The sequence below is a fragment of the Paraburkholderia sp. GAS82 genome, assembly GCF_050436285.1.
GTDB lineage: Bacteria > Pseudomonadota > Gammaproteobacteria > Burkholderiales > Burkholderiaceae > Paraburkholderia > Paraburkholderia phenazinium_B.
This window is the reverse complement of the sequence record NZ_JBNDLX010000003.1, coordinates 78,247-94,938: the sequence shown is the minus strand read 5'-3', so window position 1 is coordinate 94,938 and position 16,692 is coordinate 78,247. Positions and strand designations below refer to the sequence as shown.

Here is a 16,692-nt window from a genome sequence, read left to right as displayed (position 1 = left end):
ACGATGAAACGTATCATGCGCAGCGCGCTCTTCGGGCTGTTCCTCGTGGTGATCTTCGCGCTACCGGTGCTGCCGCAGCCGGTGCATCTGCCGGAGTACTGGGTGACGCTGCTCAACTACATCGGGCTGTATGCGATTGTGGCGATCGGTCTGGTGCTGCTGACGGGCATTGGTGGAATGACGAGCTTCGGGCAGGCGGCGTTCGTCGGCGTAGGGGCGTACGCCACCGCATTCCTGACTACGCAGTACGGCGTGTCACCGTGGCTCGCGCTGATCGTAGGCGTGGTGTTGACCGCGTTGATTGCGCTGATCCTCGGTGCGGTGACTATGCGGCTTTCTGGGCACTTCCTGCCGCTCGGCACGATTGCGTGGGGTTTGGCGCTGTTCTATCTGTTTGGCAATCTCGACATTCTCGGCAAATACGACGGCATCAACGGCATTCCGGCGCTCAACGTGCTCGGTGTCAGCCTCGAGTCGGGGCGGCATATCTACTACCTGATCTGGCTGGTGGTGCTTGGCGCGGTCGTCTCCGTTCAGAACCTGCTTAATAGCCGCCCGGGACGGGCGATTCGAGCGCTGCGGAGCGGCGGGGCGATGGCCGAGGCGATGGGCGTCAATACCGCGTGGATGCGGGTGGTGATCTTTATTTATGCCGCCGTGCTGGCGTCCATCTCCGGTTTTCTCTACGCGCATCTGCAGCGTGCGGTGAATCCGACGCCATTCGGCTTGAACCACGGTATCGAGTTCCTTTTCATGGCGGTTGTGGGTGGTGTCTCGCATGTTTGGGGAGCGGTGCTCGGAGCGGCGATCCTGACTGTCCTGCAGGACTATTTGCAGACGCTGCTGCCGAAGCTATTGGGCGAAAGCGGCAATTTCGAAGTGATCGTCTTTGGTGTGCTGATGGTGTTGCTGCTGCAGCATGCGCGGCAGGGCGTCTGGCCGCTGGTGGCGCGCCTGTTTCCGCGCGGACCGCAGGCTCATGTGCCAGAGCAGGCCGAGCCATTGCCGCAGCGCAGCAAACCGGCGGCCGGCGAAACGCTCCTGAATGTGGATAAGGCGCGCAAAGAGTTCGGTGGACTAGTTGCGGTGAACGATGTCAGCTTCGAGGTTAAGGCGGGTGAAATCATCGGGTTGATCGGACCGAACGGTGCAGGCAAGTCGACCACCTTCAATCTGGTGACCGGCGCGCTACGGGCGACTCGCGGTGAGATCACCTTCCGGGGCGAACGGATCGATGCGCTCGCCTCACGTCAGATCGTCAAACGCGGAATTGGCCGTACATTTCAGCACGTCAAGCTATTGCCGGTTATGAGCGTGCTCGAGAACGTGGCGATCGGCGCACACCTGCGCGGTCACGCCGGCGTGTGGCGCAGCGTTGTCAGGCTGAATGGCGCGGAAGAAGGGCGGCTGATGGCGGAAGCGGCGCAGCAGATCCGCCGGGTGGGGCTGGAACAGCATATGTATGACGAGGCGGGTAGCCTGGCGCTCGGTCAGCAGCGAATTCTCGAAATTGCCCGCGCGCTGTGCTGCGATCCCACGCTGCTGCTACTCGATGAGCCGGCTGCAGGCCTGCGTTACCAGGAAAAGCAGCAACTCGCCGACCTGCTGCGCAGGCTCAAGGCAGAGGGGATGAGCGTGCTGCTGGTCGAGCATGACATGGATTTCGTCATGAATCTGACCGATCGGCTGATCGTGATGGAGTTCGGGACGCGGATCGCCGAAGGGCTGCCGGAAGATGTGCAAAAGGATCCGGCGGTGCTCGAAGCGTACCTGGGCGGGGTGGACTGATGAGAACGATGATGAATTCCGCTGTGCCGATTCTGGACGTGGAGGGCGTATCGGTCCGCTACGGTAAGGTCGAAGCGCTGCATGACATCGGCATCAAGGTGCGGCCGGGGCAGATCGTTTCAGTGATCGGTCCCAATGGTGCGGGTAAGTCGACGTTACTCAACGCGATTATGGGTGCGCTGCCGGTGAGCGGTCGCGCGAAGGGCGGGATCCTTTATCACAATGAGGATATCAGCGCGGTGCCGGTTGAAAAGCGGGTGGCGCGCGGCATGTGTCTCGTCCCGGAAAAGCGCGAACTGTTCGCGACGATGAGCGTGGAAGACAACCTGGTGCTGGGCGCCTACCGGCGCAAGCGGGCGGGCGAACGCGGTTATCTGGATCAGCTTGAGCCCGTCTTTACTTTGTTTCCACGGTTGAAGGAGCGTCGCAAGCAGGCGGCCGGCACCTTGTCCGGTGGCGAGCGGCAGATGCTCGCGGTAGGGCGCGCGTTGATGGGCAAGCCGGAATTGCTGATGCTGGACGAACCTAGCCTCGGTCTCGCACCGCTGATCGTGAAGGAGATTTTTCACATCATCAGCGCGTTGCGTCAGACAGGTGTGGCGATATTGCTGGTCGAGCAGAATGCACGGGCGGCGCTGCAGATTTCCGACTACGGCTACGTGTTGGAGACCGGCGAACTGGCGATCGAGGGACCTGCTGCCGATCTGGCTCAGAATCCACGGGTGATCGAAACGTATCTTGGTTTGACGAAGAGAGTGGCCTAAAGCGTTTCCTATCAATGGTTTGAGCGGTATCGGGCGGTGTGTTTCACGTGAAACACACCGCTTTTTTTATACCTTGGCCATTCGGACGAAATTCGGGCCAAAAGCGAACCCGCTATAATTCGCCCATACATTTTCCTTAGAAGGTTCACGCGGTGTCCCGGCGTGAGATCCGCGATGCTTTATCCCACAGAATTTGACGTAATTGTCGTTGGCGGCGGTCATGCCGGCACCGAAGCCGCTTTGGCTTCGGCGCGCATGGGCAACAAGACGCTCCTGCTGACGCACAACATCGAAACGCTCGGACAGATGAGCTGCAATCCGTCGATTGGCGGCATTGGTAAGGGCCATCTCGTGAAGGAAGTCGACGCACTCGGCGGCGCGATGGCCGCAGCCACGGACGAGGGCGGCATCCAGTTCCGCATCCTGAATTCATCGAAGGGTCCTGCCGTGCGGGCTACGCGCGCCCAGGCCGACCGTCTGCTTTACAAGCAGGCCATCCGGCATCGGCTCGAGAACCAGCCGAATCTCTGGCTATTCCAGCAGGCAGTGGACGACCTGATGGTCGAAGGGGACCGGGTAGTCGGCGCAGTGACGCAGGTCGGAATTCGCTTCCGCTCGCGCGCTGTCGTGCTGACGGCTGGGACGTTCCTGGACGGCAAGATTCATGTGGGCTTGAACAACTACACCGGTGGCCGCGCGGGAGATCCGGCGGCGGTGTCGTTATCGGCGCGTCTTAAAGAGCTCAAGCTCCCGCAGGGCCGACTGAAGACGGGTACGCCGCCGCGTATCGATGGTCGCACGATCGATTTTTCGAAGCTCGAAGAGCAACCGGGCGATCTCGATCCGGTGCCGGTGTTCTCGTTCCTTGGCCGCGTTGAACAGCATCCGCGCCAGGTGCCGTGTTGGGTGACGCATACCAACGAGCGCACGCATGACATCATCCGTGGCGGGCTCGACCGGTCGCCAATGTACACGGGCGTCATCGAAGGGGTGGGGCCGCGCTATTGCCCGTCGATCGAGGACAAGATTCATCGTTTCGCGTCGAAAGAATCGCACCAGATTTTCCTTGAACCGGAAGGTCTGACGACCAACGAGTTTTATCCGAACGGGATTTCCACCAGCCTGCCGTTTGACGTGCAACTGGACCTGGTACGTTCGATGGTTGGCCTTGAGCACGCGCACATCCTGCGTCCGGGTTACGCGATCGAGTACGATTATTTTGATCCGCGCGGGCTGAAGGCGTCGCTGGAGACGAAGGTTATCAACGGGCTGTTCTTCGCCGGTCAGATCAATGGAACGACCGGGTATGAAGAGGCTGCCGCGCAGGGTCTGCTGGCTGGTATCAACGCGGGGCTGCATGTGCAGGGCAGGGACGCGTGGTGCCCGCGCCGCGATCAGGCTTATCTCGGCGTGCTGGTCGACGATCTGGTAACGCGCGGTGTGTCGGAGCCGTACCGGATGTTCACGAGCCGCGCCGAATATCGTCTGAGCCTGCGCGAAGACAATGCGGATATGCGTCTGACGGAGCTCGGTCGTGAGTTGGGCGTCGTCGACGACGCTCGCTGGGACGCATTCAGCCGCAAACGCGAGGCTGTTTCACGTGAAACAGAGCGCCTGCGCACGACCTGGGTGAATCCCAAGACGCTGTCCGCGGGCGAAGCCACTGCCTTGCTCGGCAAGCCGATCGACCACGAGTACAGCCTTGCTGATCTGCTGCGCCGTCCAGGCGTGACGTACGACGGCGTGTGTGGCTTGCGCGAAGGTGTTTGCGCACCGGCCGAGATCCTTGCCGATGACGACGTCTTGCTGGCTCAGATCAAGGAGCAGATCGAGATCGGCATCAAATATCAGGGTTATATCGAGCGTCAGGCTGGAGAAATCGAGCGCAACGAGTCGCACGAAAACACGCGTCTGCCCGACGGGTTGGACTATGCCGAAGTGCGTGGCTTGTCATTCGAAGCGCGCCAGAAGTTGACGCAGTTCCGTCCGGAGACGATCGGCCAGGCATCGCGCATCTCAGGTATCACGCCAGCGGCGATCTCGTTGCTGATGGTTCACCTGAAGCGCGGCCTCGGACGTCGCTCGACCAAGCCAGCCGGAGCCGCCGATAGCGGCACCGACTCCACGCCGGTGACGCAATGACGGCACGGCAGAAGGGGTTTGGCGGCGCGGACAGCAGGGAAGCATTGGCCGCATTGCTTGACGAGGGCGTCAAGGAGCTGGGCCTTGACCTGAGCGACGCTCAGCTCGGCAAGCTGCTCGACTACGTTGCCTTGCTTGCCAAGTGGAACGCCGTGTACAACCTCACGGCCATCCGTGATCCGCGGCAGATGCTGATCCAGCACATTCTGGACTCGCTTTCGATCGTGCCGCACCTTTCCGGGCTCGGCCCATCTTCTGCACTAGATGTCGGCTCCGGCGGCGGTCTGCCAGGTATCGTGCTGGCCATCGTCTTGCCTGACTGGACCGTCACGCTCAATGACATCGTCCATAAAAAGACTGCATTCCAGGCGCAGGCTAAAGCGGAGCTCGGGCTCGCCAACCTGTCGGTGGTGACCGGCCGCGTCGAAACGCTGAAGCCTGGCGTGGAAGTACCGGCAAAGTTTGATGTAATCGTCTCGCGTGCATTCGCAGAGCTCGCGGATTTCGTTACACTGGCCCGTCATCTGGTAGCGGAGCAGGGTGCGATCTGGGCCATGAAGGGTGTTCGACCCGACGGCGAGATCGAACGGCTGCCCGCGGGCTCCCACGCAAAGCAGATCATCCGGCTCAAGGTGCCGTCGCTCGATGCCGAGCGCCACCTCGTCGAGGTGAAGCAGGATCCCGCTGGTTAGCCCCGCGAACCGGGCATAAGCGCATTCCAATTTATCCAGGCAGCAAAAAGGGACACACCAACGATGGCAAAAATCTTCTGCGTTGCGAACCAGAAGGGTGGCGTCGGCAAGACGACGACAGCAGTCAATCTCGCCGCGAGCCTCGCATCGCAGGGACAGCGTGTTCTGCTCATCGATCTGGATCCGCAGGGCAACGCCACGATGGGTAGCGGTGTCGACAAGGCTGCCTGCACCAATACCATTTACGAGGTGCTGGTGGATGGAGTGTCGGTTGCAGATGCACGGGTGCGGCCTGAAGCGGTTTCGTACGATGTCGTGCCGGCTAACCGCGAACTGGCAGGTGCGGAAGTCGAACTGGTGAGTGTGCAAAATCGCGAGCGTCAATTAAAGGACGCGTTGGCGCCGGTGCAGGACGAGTACGACTTCGTGCTGATCGACTGTCCGCCGGCCTTGTCGTTGCTGACGCTTAACGGCCTTTGTGCGGCGCACGGCGTGGTGATCCCGATGCAGTGCGAGTACTTCGCGCTCGAAGGGCTCTCGGACCTCGTCAATACGATCAAGCAGGTTCACGCAAACCTGAATCGCGACCTGAAGGTGATCGGCCTGCTGCGCGTGATGTTCGATCCGCGCATCACGCTGCAACAACAGGTTTCCGACCAGTTGAAAGCGCATTTCGGCGACAAGGTATTTGACGTCGTCATTCCGCGCAACGTGCGTCTGGCCGAGGCGCCCAGCTACGGGTTGCCGGGTGTGGTGTTCGACCGGGCCTCACGTGGCGCACAGGCGTACGTGCAATTCGGCGCGGAAATGATTGAACGGGTGCGCGCGATCTGACGCGTGACCATGCATCCCAAGCTGATCGAGGAAGCACGATGAACGCAGTAGCAAGAAAGAAGGGATTGGGTCGCGGGCTGGAAGCGCTGCTCGGCGGCAGTGCGGATATCACCGAGGCGGTGAAGATCGAGGGCGCGCCTAACGTGTTGCCGCTCGGCAAGCTGCAGGCCGGCAAGTATCAGCCGCGTACGCGCATGGACGAAGGCGCGCTGCAGGAACTCGCGGCCAGCATCCGCGCGCAGGGCGTGATGCAACCGATCCTCGTGCGCCCGGTGTCAGCGGACAAATACGAAATCATCGCCGGCGAACGGCGCTTCCGCGCCGCACGGCTGGCTGGTCTGGACGAAGTGCCGGTACTGGTGCGCGATGTACCCGATCAGGCCGCCGCCGCGATGGCGCTGATCGAGAATATCCAGCGTGAAGACCTGAATCCGCTGGAAGAGGCGCAGGGCATCCAGCGTCTGCTCGACGAATTCAACTTTACGCACGAGCAGGCGGCTGAGTCGGTGGGGCGCTCGCGCAGCGCGGTGTCGAATCTGCTGCGTCTGTTGAACCTGGCCGCGCCGGTGCAGACAATGCTGCTTGCCGGCGATCTCGATATGGGCCACGCCCGCGCGTTGCTGGCAGTGGACGCCGCTACGCAGATCACGCTGGCCAACCAGGTGGTCAACAAGCGCATGTCGGTGCGTGAGACCGAGAAGCTGGTGACCACCACGACGAAAGCGGCGCCGGCGGTAAAGGCAAAGGCGAACAACGACGGTGGCCGCGATACGCGCCGCCTCGAAGAAGAGTTGTCGGATCTGCTGGCTTCGACGGTCAAGATCAAGCTCGGCCGCCGGGGACGCGGCCAGGTGCTGGTGGAGTTCGGTGACCTCGACGCACTCGAAGGTATTCTTGCCCGCCTGCGCGGCAACGCGACCGCGTGAGCGATCAATAGCTTTGACCTCGGCCGAACGCCCGACCAAAACCGCCAGTAGCAATCCGCTGCACAAGCTGATCGCCCTCGCGACGAAAGAGCCGGTTCTATCGGTTCTGGTCGTCGCGTTGGTCGCGCTGCAGTGTCTGCACCCGCGCCCGTGGCTTTCGCTGCCGGGGCTCGTCGACTGGCAGACCGTCCTGACGCTGGCGGGGCTTCTGATCCTGACCAAGGCCATCGAATTATCAGGATTCCTGATTTGGATGGCGCACCGCGTGGTCCATTACATCCATTCGGAGCGCGGTCTGGCGTTTTTGCTGATCGGACTCGCGGCTGCGCTCTCGACGCTGTTGACCAATGACGTGGCTTTGTTTGTGGTTGTGCCGCTCACCTTGTCACTGCATGAGCTCACGCCGCTGCCGCTCAAGCGCCTTGTGATTTTTATCGCGTTGTCGGTGAACGCAGGTTCTATCCTGACGCCGCTCGGCAATCCGCAGAACCTGTTTCTCTGGCAGACCAGTGGGGCCTCCTTCGGCGGCTTCGTTGCGGCCTTGGCTCCATTGTGTGCCGCGTTGATGGCGATGCTTTACGTGCTGGCGGCGTTCAGCTTTCGCGGCAAGGCGCTGGATCTGTCGAAAGACGCCGGTGCCTACGACGTCGACCGGCGCCTGCTCGGGGTCGCGGCCGTGCTGTTCGTCGCATTCGTGTTGTTGGCCGACACGCATCATGCGGGCATCGGATTGGCGGGCATCATGGCCGGCTTCCTGCTCTGGCGCCGCGAGATCGTCCTCAAGATCGACTGGCTGCTGCTGCTGATCTTCGTGTTCATGTTCATCGTGCTGCGTAGTGTGGCCGCGCTACCGTGGGTACACCAGTTCGTCGGCCAACTAGGTCTCGCGACGACGCTGCGCGCTTTTGCCGCAGGGGCGATTCTGTCGCAAGGCATCAGCAACGTTCCAGCAGCCATCATGCTCGCCGAGTTCACCAAGGACTGGCGTGCGCTCGCATACGGCGTCAGCGTAGGCGGCTTCGGTTTCGCGATCGGCTCGCTGGCGAATCTGATTGCAGTGCGTCTGTCGAAACAGCGCGGTATGTGGCTGCCGTTTCATCTCTATGCCATACCCTTCTGGCTCGCTGCCGGAGCAGTAGGTGGCTGGCTTCTGTTGCATATTTGATACGGACGCCATGACGTCCACATGGTAGCCAAAGCACCGCCAATCAGCGCAATTCAAGCCGCATTTTTCGTGGCCCCCCGACAGCCTTACAGTTGGAGTCGTCCTACCTCCGAAGCGCCATTTCCCGCATCATGGCGGGCCGTTTCACGCGCTTTATTGAAAGGCCTAAAGTCTTGAATTGCCTGCAACTATCGCTTACAATCGCCCGGATTTAATTGCACGACAACCCCGTAATCTTCACGTAAGCTGACGGGCGGCACGAGACTTCCGGAATACTGCGATGGCGCTTAAAACGTCGAATCAAGCGCCCCAAAATCGGCGCGACGAAGGCCGCGCAGAACGCACGTTTTCCGCCACGTCCGGCCAGCACGTTACGCATGACGACGCGTGGGATGCCGAGCAGCAAGATAACAATATCGTTCCGCTCACGCGGGCTGAAGCAGAGAAGCTGTTCGGTCCGAATGTGAGTCGTCCATCGCGCGTCACGCCGTTCAAGGTCGTGGCGGCGCAAATGGTTTTGTCCCTGGGTGCTACGCTGGTGTGGTGGCTGTTCTACAAGCCGCCGGGCGCTGCTGCGCTGTCCGCGTTCCTGGGGGGAGCGATCTGCTGGGTGCCGGGCGCGATGTTCGCGGCACGCCTTAGAACACTGAGCGGCGCCGAAACAGTCATGAGCTGGATGATCGGCGAAGCGCTCAAGATGGGGACAACGATCGCGATGTTTGTAGCCATCGCTTTCTGGTATCACGACGTACGCTGGGTGCCGCTGCTCGTGACTTACCTCATTGCATTGAAGACATACTGGATCGCGCTTGCCTGGCGGTGAGCGGTGAAGTAACGCAAAAAATACTGGCTGGCGCGCGGCGCTGGCAAAAAGGCGCGCGGGTATGACATGACCTGCGCCGGCGTGTTCCCGCAATAGAGTGTTGCGGCGGGAACAGCCCGAACTGATTTTCGACAATTTGGGTGGCATTAACGATATGGCAGCTAGCGAAGGAACGCGCGCGATGGATCCGTCCGAGTACATCGCGCACCACTTGCAGAACTTCTCCACCGCGCACCAGACGTCGATTTTCGATATTCACGTCTGGAATCTGGACACCCTGTTCTGGTCGATCGTTTGCGGTCTGGCCACGATCTTCATCCTGCATCTCGCTGCACGTAAAGCGACCGCCGGCGTGCCGGGTCGTTTCCAGTGCGCTATCGAGATGCTGGTCGAGATGGTCGAAGATCAGTCCAAGTCGATGATCCACGGCAGCCGCACCTTCATTGCGCCGCTCGCACTGTTCGTGTTCGTCTGGGTTGCCCTGATGAACTCGCTCGACTTCATCCCCGTCGACCTGCCGGGCCGCGTGATCGGCTGGCTTGGTCTTTCGCAAGTCATCCCGCACCACCGCATCGTGCCGACGGCCGACCTGAACGGCACCATCGGCATCGCGCTCGGCGTGTTCGTGCTGATGATTTACTACAACTTCAAGATCAAGGGCGCCGGCGGCTTCGTTCATGAACTGCTGTCCGCTCCGTTCGGCGCGCATCCGCTGCTGTGGATCCCGAACCTGGCACTGAACATCATCGAGTTCGTCGCAAAGACGGTTTCCCTCGGCATGCGGCTGTTCGGCAACATGTACGCGGGCGAACTGCTGTTCCTGCTGATTGCTCTCTTGGGCAGCATCTGGAGCTTCGGCGCGGACACGACGGTGCTTGGCTTCATCGGCCACGTGATCGCCGGCAGCGTGTGGGCAATCTTCCACATTCTGATCGTGCTGCTGCAGGCGTTCATTTTCATGATGCTGACGCTGGTGTACCTCGGCCAGGCACACGATACGCACTAACCTGCGCTGTCGAACAACGAATTGCCTTAGCTTTTTAGTTTTTTAAATCCTAGTTCCAACCAGTTCCAAAAAGACTTTTCACAAAGGAGTGATCATGCAAGCTTTCATCGCCAACATCCAGGGTCTGACCGCCATCGGTATCGGCATCATCATCGGCCTGGGTGCAATCGGCGCCTGTATCGGTATCGGCCTGATGGGCGGCAAGTACATTGAGGCATGCGCTCGTCAGCCGGAACTGATGAACCCGCTGCAAACCAAGATGTTCCTGCTGGCTGGTCTGATCGACGCGGCGTTCCTGATTGGCGTTGGTGTGGCAATGCTGTTTGCGTTCGCGAACCCGCTGCTGTCGAAGCTGGCAGGCTGAGGTTCCTCGGAAGTTTGCGCCTGAGCTATAACTGGTGAAGGCGCAGGGCGGAACGGGCACTTGGCGCTGATCGAATACAGAATCGATGAGCGCCTTGCCGTTTCACTTTCCGAACTAGCAACGTTTAAGGAAACACCGTGAATCTCAACGCAACCCTGTTTGCGCAAATGGTCGTGTTCCTGATCCTCGCGTGGTTCACGATGAAGTTCGTGTGGCCGCCGTTGATCAACGCCCTCGACGAGCGCGCGAAGAAGATCGCCGAAGGTCTGTCTGCTGCTGAGAAGGGCAAGGCAGAACTGGAAGCCGCGCACAAGCGCGTCGACCAGGAACTGGCGCAGGCACGCAACGACGGCCAGCAACGTATTGCTGACGCCGAAAAGCGCGCAGTGACGCTGGCTGACGAAATCAAGGCCCAGGCACAAGCTGAAGCCGCTCGTATCCTCGCGCAAGCGAAGGCGGACGCGGAGCAACAGGTCGTCAAGGCGCGCGAAGCGCTGCGCGGCGAAGTCGCTGCTCTCGCGGTCAAGGGCGCTGAACAGATCCTGAAGCGCGAAGTCGACCAGGCAGCGCATGCTGACCTGCTGAATCAACTGAAAGCCGAGCTCTGATCATGGCCGAACTTGCAACCATCGCCCGTCCGTACGCAGAAGCGTTGTTTGGCGTGGCCGAAGCTGGTGACGTCGCCGCCTGGTCCACGTTCGTGCAGGAGCTGGCACAGGTTGCGCATCTGCCCGAAGTGCTGTCGATCGCCACGAGCCCGAAAGTAAGCCGCGCCCAGGTCAGCGATCTGCTGCTGGCCGCGGTCAAGTCGCCGCTCAAGGACAACGCGCAAGCGAAGAATCTGGTGCAAATGCTGGTGGACAACCACCGTCTGCCGTTGCTGCCGGAAATCGCCACGCAGTTCGAAGAGTTGAAGAACGCGCGCGAAGGAGCGGCTGATGCGTTGATCGTCAGCGCATTCCCGCTCGAAGGCGCGCAGCTGGATGAACTCGTCGCCAGTCTCGAACGCAAGTTCAAGCGCAAGCTGAAGCCGGTGGTCGAGGTCGACTCGTCGCTGATCGGCGGTGTGCGCGTGACAGTCGGCGATGAAGTGCTCGATACCTCGGTCCGCGCGCGGCTTGCCAGCATGCAAACGGCTCTGACGGCCTGAAGCGCCTAAGGCGCTGAAGCGGCTGGCACGCAACAGAATTGACTATCAGGAGCGAATAATGCAACTCAATCCCTCTGAGATCAGCGAGCTGATCAAGAGCCGGATCCAGGGCCTTGATGCGAGCGCAGACGTTCGCAACCAGGGCACCGTGATCTCCGTGACCGACGGTATCGTGCGTATTCACGGCCTGTCGGAAGTGATGCAGGGCGAAATGCTCGAATTCCCGGGCAACACCTACGGTCTCGCGCTGAACCTCGAGCGCGACTCGGTCGGCGCCGTGATTCTGGGTGAATACGAACACATTTCGGAAGGCGACATCGTCAAGACGACGGGCCGCATTCTCGAAGTGCCGGTGGGTCCGGAACTGCTCGGCCGCGTGGTCGATGCACTCGGCAACCCGATCGACGGCAAAGGCCCGATCAACGCGAAGAAGACCGACGCAATCGAAAAGATTGCCCCAGGCGTGATCTGGCGTAAGTCGGTGTCGGAGCCGGTCCAGACCGGCCTGAAGTCGATCGACGCCATGGTGCCGGTTGGCCGTGGCCAGCGCGAGCTGATCATTGGCGACCGCCAGTGCGGCAAGACGGCTGTGGCAGTCGACGCGATCATCAACCAGAAGGGCAAGAACCTCTTCTGTATCTACGTCGCGATCGGCCAGAAGGCTTCGTCGATCATGAACGTGGTCCGCAAGCTCGAAGAAACCGGCGCGCTGGAATACACCATCGTGGTCGCTGCTTCGGCTTCGGAATCGGCTGCGATGCAATACCTCGCACCGTACGCCGGCTGCTCGATGGGCGAATACTTCCGCGACCGCGGTCAGGACGCGCTGATCGTTTATGACGACTTGACCAAGCAAGCCTGGGCATACCGTCAGATCTCGCTGCTGCTGCGCCGTCCGCCGGGCCGCGAAGCTTACCCGGGTGACGTGTTCTATCTGCACTCGCGTCTGCTCGAACGTGCGGCTCGCGTCTCGGAAGAGTACGTCGAGAAGTTCACGAACGGTGAAGTGAAGGGCAAGAGCGGTTCGCTGACTGCACTGCCGGTCATTGAAACGCAGGCAGGCGACGTGACCGCCTTCGTTCCGACGAACGTGATCTCGATTACCGACGGCCAGATCTTCCTGGAAACCGACCTCTTCAACGCAGGTATCCGCCCGGCAATTAACGCCGGCGTGTCGGTGTCGCGTGTGGGCGGTGCGGCTCAGACGAAGGTCGTGAAGAAGCTGTCGGGCGGTATCCGTACCGACCTGGCGCAGTATCGTGAGCTGGCTGCGTTCGCGCAGTTCGCGTCGGACCTCGACGAAGCCACCCGCAAGCAGCTGGAACGCGGCCGCCGCGTGACGGAACTGCTCAAGCAGCCGCAGTATCAGCCGCTGCAGGTGTGGGAACTGGCAATCGCGCTGTTCGCTGCTAACAACGGTTACCTCGACGATCTGGAAGTCGCGCAAGTGCTGCCGTTCGAAAAGGGCCTGCGTGATTACCTGAAGTCGAAGCACGCTGACCTGATCAAGCGCATCGAAGACACCAAGGAACTCTCGAAGGACGACGAAGGCCTGCTGCATACGGCCGTCAAAGACTTCAAGAAGTCCGGCGCTTATTGATCCGCGAGTGACCCGCAAGGCATAAACGGACCTTGAAGCGGCGCGGGCCGCATGTGAATGCCCCCGCGCTGCTTCGATCGCTTTGCATGGGACCCGGGTAACGCTAAAGCGCTGACTCGGGCCGAAGCTTTGCATGGGACCCGAGTAACCGCTAAAGCGGTAACTCGGGCCGACAAAGGAGCAAGCAATGGCTGGAATGAAGGAAATTCGCGGCAAGATCAAGAGCGTGCAAAACACGCGCAAGATCACGAAAGCGATGGAGATGGTGGCCGCATCGAAGATGCGCCGCGCTCAGGAGCGCATGCGCGCTGCTCGCCCGTACGCCGACAAGGTCCGCGACATCGCTGCGCACATGAGCCGTTCGAACCCCGAGTATCGTCACCCGTTCATGGTGTCGAACGACGGCGCGAAGACGGCCGGCATGATCCTCGTCACGACCGACAAGGGTTTGTGTGGCGGTATGAACACGAACGTGCTGCGCGCCGCACTGCAGAAGTTCAAGGAACTGGAAGGCCAGGGCAAGACGATCGAAGCAACGGCGATCGGCGGCAAGGGCCTCGGTTTTCTGAACCGCCTGCGTGCGAAGGTCGCGTCGAACGTGGTGGCGCTGGGCGACACGCCGCACCTCGAGAAGCTGATCGGCGCGGTGAAGGTGCAGCTCGACATGTACTCGGAAGGCAAGATCTCGGCGGTGTACCTGGCGTACACGCGCTTCGTCAATACGATGAAGCAGGAAGCCGTGATCGAGCAACTGCTGCCGCTGTCGGCAGACCAGTTCGAGCGCAAGGAAGACGAGGGCACGACGCCGAACACGTCGTGGGACTACATCTACGAGCCGGACGCACAGGCGGTGGTGGACGAGTTGCTCGTGCGTTATGTGGAAGCGCTGGTCTATCAGGCCGTCGCGGAAAACATGGCGTCGGAGCAGTCGGCACGGATGGTCGCAATGAAGGCCGCTTCGGACAACGCGAAGACGGTCATCAACGAACTGCAGCTCGTGTACAACAAGAGCCGTCAGGCAGCGATCACGAAAGAACTGTCGGAAATCGTCGGCGGCGCTGCGGCGGTCTGACCATCACGGTCAGGCGCGCCTCAGGGCGAGCGCTACAAACTGCGCCTTTGCGCGAGTGAAGAATTGAGTATCTAAAGGAAAAGCGATGAGTACTACTGCTTTGGTAGAAGGCAAGATCGTACAGTGCATCGGCGCGGTGATCGACGTGGAATTCCCGCGTGACCACATGCCGAAGATTTACGACGCGCTCATTCTCGACGGTTCGGAACTGACTCTCGAAGTCCAGCAGCAGCTGGGTGACGGCGTCGTTCGTACCATCTGTCTGGGTGCATCCGACGGCCTGCGCCGCGGTACGACGGTGAAGAACACGGGCAAGCCGATCAGCGTGCCGGTCGGCAAGCCGACCCTCGGCCGGATCATGGACGTGCTGGGCCGTCCGATCGACGAAGCCGGTCCGATCAACTCGGACGTGACGCGCGGTATTCACCAGAAGGCTCCGGCGTTCGAAGAACTGTCGCCGTCCACGGAACTGCTCGAAACAGGCATCAAGGTTATCGACCTGATCTGCCCGTTCGCCAAGGGCGGTAAGGTGGGTCTGTTCGGTGGCGCCGGTGTGGGCAAGACCGTGAACATGATGGAACTGATCAACAACATCGCCAAGGAACACGGTGGTTACTCCGTGTTCGCCGGTGTTGGCGAGCGTACCCGCGAAGGGAACGACTTCTATCATGAAATGAAGGACTCGAACGTTCTCGACAAGGTCGCGCTGGTGTACGGCCAGATGAACGAGCCGCCGGGCAACCGTCTGCGCGTCGCGCTGACGGGTCTGACGATGGCTGAGCATTTCCGTGACGAAGGTCTGGACGTGCTGTTCTTCGTCGACAACATCTACCGTTTCACGCTGGCCGGTACCGAAGTGTCGGCACTGCTCGGCCGTATGCCGTCGGCAGTGGGCTATCAGCCGACGCTGGCTGAAGAAATGGGCAAGCTGCAAGAACGTATTACGTCGACCAAGACTGGCTCGATCACGTCGGTGCAGGCCGTGTACGTCCCTGCGGATGACTTGACCGACCCGTCGCCGGCTACGACCTTCGGCCACCTTGACGCAACCGTCGTGTTGTCGCGTGACATCGCTTCGCTGGGTATCTACCCGGCAGTCGACCCGCTCGATTCGACCTCGCGTCAGATCGACCCGAACGTGATCGGCGAAGAGCACTACTCGATCACGCGCGGCGTGCAGCAAACGCTGCAGCGCTACAAGGAACTGCGCGACATTATCGCGATTCTGGGCATGGACGAACTGGCGCCGGAAGACAAGCTCGCCGTGGCGCGCGCTCGTAAGATCCAGCGTTTCCTGTCGCAGCCGTTCCACGTCGCTGAAGTGTTCACGGGCTCGCCGGGCAAGTACGTGCCGCTGAAGGAAACGATCCGCGGCTTCAAGATGATCGTGGGCGGTGAGTGCGATCATCTGCCGGAGCAGGCGTTCTACATGGTCGGCACGATCGACGAAGCCTTCGAAAAGGCCAAGAAGATCCAGTAACGGTCGGGTGTAACGAAGCGGGCGCCGGTTTGCCCGCAAGCACTACCTTCAGGGTAGCTTTTGCGAAACCGGCGCCTCGTAATACGCTCAACCCGCCTTGCATGGGACGAGAGCGAGCGCCAAGGCGCTACCCTCGTCGAGCTTTGCATGGGACCGAAGTAAGCGCTAAGGCGCTAACTTTGGTCGGCACAGGAGTCGATATGGCAACCATTAAAGTAGACGTCGTCAGCGCGGAAGAGGAAATCTTCTCGGGCCAGGCGAAATTCGTGGCGCTGCCTGGCGAAGCGGGCGAACTCGGCATTCTGCCGGGCCACACGCCGCTTATCACGCGGATTCGTCCGGGTGCGGTGCGCATCGAAGCTGAAAACGGCGAAGAAGAGTTTGTGTTCGTCGCCGGCGGCATTCTTGAGATTCAACCGGGTGCTGTGACGGTTCTGGCCGACACCGCTATCCGCGGCAAGGATCTTGACGAAGCCAAGGCCGAAGACGCGCGCAAGCGTGCAGAAGAAGCGCTGCAAAACACGGGCTCGAACCTCGAATACGCGACCGCTCAGGCGGAGCTCGCGTATGCGACGGCGCAGCTCGCTGCGATCCAGCGTCTGCGCAAGTTGCGCGGTCAGAATTAAGCGAGTCGCAAGCGCATTAAGGAAAGCAGCCGAGAGGCTGCTTTTTTTTCGACTGCGATTGACGTTTACGGCAAGGGAAGCGAGCTCAGGCTCGTGACTCGACGAGCTTGCCTGCGGGTAACACTTGATGCCGCGCGGACATACCCCGGTGGCACAATCGGCAGCAACCATTCGCAGAAATCGCAGAAACACCGCCAGGCCGTCGGAAGATTTCCCGACCCTCTCGGGCCCGCGTGCAGCGGCAATCCTGATGGGGGTGC

General features: G+C 60.9%; 16 protein-coding genes. All 16 read left to right on the top strand.

Going from position 1 to position 16,692, the window contains the following annotated elements; translation table 11 throughout:
- Positions 1 to 3: 3 nt before the first annotated feature.
- The 16 genes from P3T17_RS10770 to P3T17_RS10695 all read left to right on the top strand — a co-directional run bounded on the left by P3T17_RS10770 (position 4) and on the right by P3T17_RS10695 (position 16,432).
- Positions 4 to 1,788: an ABC transporter permease subunit gene (locus P3T17_RS10770; RefSeq protein ID WP_429406601.1), complete on the top strand. Its 1,785-nt coding sequence runs from the start codon at positions 4 to 6 to the stop codon at positions 1,786 to 1,788.
- Between the two features lie 11 nt (positions 1,789 to 1,799).
- Positions 1,800 to 2,552 carry an ABC transporter ATP-binding protein gene (locus P3T17_RS10765; RefSeq protein ID WP_429407188.1) on the top strand — a complete coding sequence of 251 codons (753 nt, stop codon included), beginning with the start codon at positions 1,800 to 1,802 and terminating at the stop codon, positions 2,550 to 2,552.
- 174 nt (positions 2,553 to 2,726) lie between these two features.
- Positions 2,727 to 4,694, top strand: a complete 1,968-nt coding sequence (gene mnmG, locus P3T17_RS10760; RefSeq protein ID WP_429406598.1) for a tRNA uridine-5-carboxymethylaminomethyl(34) synthesis enzyme MnmG — start codon at positions 2,727 to 2,729, stop codon at positions 4,692 to 4,694.
- The gene (gene rsmG, locus P3T17_RS10755) at positions 4,691 to 5,386 is read left to right on the top strand and encodes a 16S rRNA (guanine(527)-N(7))-methyltransferase RsmG (RefSeq protein ID WP_429406595.1); all 696 of its coding nucleotides are present in this window, start codon (positions 4,691 to 4,693) and stop codon (positions 5,384 to 5,386) included. Before mnmG ends, rsmG begins: the two co-directional genes overlap by 4 nt.
- A 63-nt stretch (positions 5,387 to 5,449) precedes the next feature.
- The gene (locus P3T17_RS10750) at positions 5,450 to 6,220 is read left to right on the top strand and encodes a ParA family protein (RefSeq protein WP_074262943.1); all 771 of its coding nucleotides are present in this window, start codon (positions 5,450 to 5,452) and stop codon (positions 6,218 to 6,220) included.
- Between the two features lie 38 nt (positions 6,221 to 6,258).
- Complete coding sequence (locus tag P3T17_RS10745; RefSeq protein ID WP_074262942.1) at positions 6,259 to 7,146, top strand: ParB/RepB/Spo0J family partition protein; 888 nt, start codon at positions 6,259 to 6,261, stop codon at positions 7,144 to 7,146.
- Positions 7,147 to 7,204: 58 nt separating this feature from the next.
- Positions 7,205 to 8,311: an SLC13 family permease gene (locus P3T17_RS10740; protein ID WP_429287816.1), complete on the top strand. Its 1,107-nt coding sequence runs from the start codon at positions 7,205 to 7,207 to the stop codon at positions 8,309 to 8,311.
- Between the two features lie 280 nt (positions 8,312 to 8,591).
- On the top strand, positions 8,592 to 9,134 hold the full coding sequence (locus P3T17_RS10735) for an ATP synthase subunit I (RefSeq protein WP_074262941.1): 543 nt from the start codon (positions 8,592 to 8,594) through the stop codon (positions 9,132 to 9,134).
- A 154-nt stretch (positions 9,135 to 9,288) separates the two neighbouring features.
- Complete coding sequence (atpB, locus tag P3T17_RS10730; protein ID WP_074265883.1) at positions 9,289 to 10,140, top strand: F0F1 ATP synthase subunit A; 852 nt, start codon at positions 9,289 to 9,291, stop codon at positions 10,138 to 10,140.
- A 94-nt stretch (positions 10,141 to 10,234) separates the two neighbouring features.
- Positions 10,235 to 10,504, top strand: coding sequence for a F0F1 ATP synthase subunit C (gene atpE / locus P3T17_RS10725; protein ID WP_007180033.1), 270 nt, complete (start codon positions 10,235 to 10,237; stop codon positions 10,502 to 10,504).
- Between the two features lie 137 nt (positions 10,505 to 10,641).
- Positions 10,642 to 11,112, top strand: a complete 471-nt coding sequence (locus P3T17_RS10720) for a F0F1 ATP synthase subunit B (RefSeq protein ID WP_074262940.1) — start codon at positions 10,642 to 10,644, stop codon at positions 11,110 to 11,112.
- Between the two features lie 2 nt (positions 11,113 to 11,114).
- Entirely contained in the window at positions 11,115 to 11,654 is a 540-nt protein-coding gene (locus P3T17_RS10715; protein ID WP_074262939.1) for a F0F1 ATP synthase subunit delta, read from the top strand.
- A 58-nt stretch (positions 11,655 to 11,712) separates the two neighbouring features.
- Positions 11,713 to 13,254 (top strand): F0F1 ATP synthase subunit alpha, encoded by a 1,542-nt coding sequence (gene atpA / locus P3T17_RS10710; protein ID WP_429406593.1) that lies wholly within the window; start codon positions 11,713 to 11,715, stop codon positions 13,252 to 13,254.
- A gap of 187 nt (positions 13,255 to 13,441) precedes the next feature.
- The gene (gene atpG / locus P3T17_RS10705) at positions 13,442 to 14,326 is read left to right on the top strand and encodes a F0F1 ATP synthase subunit gamma (RefSeq protein ID WP_074262937.1); all 885 of its coding nucleotides are present in this window, start codon (positions 13,442 to 13,444) and stop codon (positions 14,324 to 14,326) included.
- An 85-nt stretch (positions 14,327 to 14,411) separates the two neighbouring features.
- The gene (atpD, locus tag P3T17_RS10700) at positions 14,412 to 15,806 is read left to right on the top strand and encodes a F0F1 ATP synthase subunit beta (RefSeq protein WP_074262936.1); all 1,395 of its coding nucleotides are present in this window, start codon (positions 14,412 to 14,414) and stop codon (positions 15,804 to 15,806) included.
- 200 nt (positions 15,807 to 16,006) lie between these two features.
- Positions 16,007 to 16,432: a F0F1 ATP synthase subunit epsilon gene (locus P3T17_RS10695; RefSeq protein WP_074262935.1), complete on the top strand. Its 426-nt coding sequence runs from the start codon at positions 16,007 to 16,009 to the stop codon at positions 16,430 to 16,432.
- The last annotated feature ends 260 nt before the right edge of the window (positions 16,433 to 16,692 follow it).

What these genes read in the sequence shown, in the direction of transcription:
- P3T17_RS10735 (WP_074262941.1), top strand. Translation starts at nt 8,592, where the DNA reads ATGGCGCTTAAAACGTCGAATCAAGCGCCCCAAAATCGGCGCGACGAA.
- atpA (WP_429406593.1), top strand. Translation starts at nt 11,713, where the DNA reads ATGCAACTCAATCCCTCTGAGATCAGCGAGCTGATCAAGAGCCGGATC.
- rsmG (WP_429406595.1), top strand. Translation starts at nt 4,691, where the DNA reads ATGACGGCACGGCAGAAGGGGTTTGGCGGCGCGGACAGCAGGGAAGCA.
- P3T17_RS10770 (WP_429406601.1), top strand. Translation starts at nt 4, where the DNA reads ATGAAACGTATCATGCGCAGCGCGCTCTTCGGGCTGTTCCTCGTGGTG.
- P3T17_RS10695 (WP_074262935.1), top strand. Translation starts at nt 16,007, where the DNA reads ATGGCAACCATTAAAGTAGACGTCGTCAGCGCGGAAGAGGAAATCTTC.
- P3T17_RS10750 (WP_074262943.1), top strand. Translation starts at nt 5,450, where the DNA reads ATGGCAAAAATCTTCTGCGTTGCGAACCAGAAGGGTGGCGTCGGCAAG.
- atpB (WP_074265883.1), top strand. Translation starts at nt 9,289, where the DNA reads ATGGCAGCTAGCGAAGGAACGCGCGCGATGGATCCGTCCGAGTACATC.
- atpE (WP_007180033.1), top strand. Translation starts at nt 10,235, where the DNA reads ATGCAAGCTTTCATCGCCAACATCCAGGGTCTGACCGCCATCGGTATC.
- P3T17_RS10715 (WP_074262939.1), top strand. Translation starts at nt 11,115, where the DNA reads ATGGCCGAACTTGCAACCATCGCCCGTCCGTACGCAGAAGCGTTGTTT.
- P3T17_RS10745 (WP_074262942.1), top strand. Translation starts at nt 6,259, where the DNA reads ATGAACGCAGTAGCAAGAAAGAAGGGATTGGGTCGCGGGCTGGAAGCG.
- atpG (WP_074262937.1), top strand. Translation starts at nt 13,442, where the DNA reads ATGGCTGGAATGAAGGAAATTCGCGGCAAGATCAAGAGCGTGCAAAAC.
- P3T17_RS10765 (WP_429407188.1), top strand. Translation starts at nt 1,800, where the DNA reads ATGAATTCCGCTGTGCCGATTCTGGACGTGGAGGGCGTATCGGTCCGC.
- mnmG (WP_429406598.1), top strand. Translation starts at nt 2,727, where the DNA reads ATGCTTTATCCCACAGAATTTGACGTAATTGTCGTTGGCGGCGGTCAT.
- atpD (WP_074262936.1), top strand. Translation starts at nt 14,412, where the DNA reads ATGAGTACTACTGCTTTGGTAGAAGGCAAGATCGTACAGTGCATCGGC.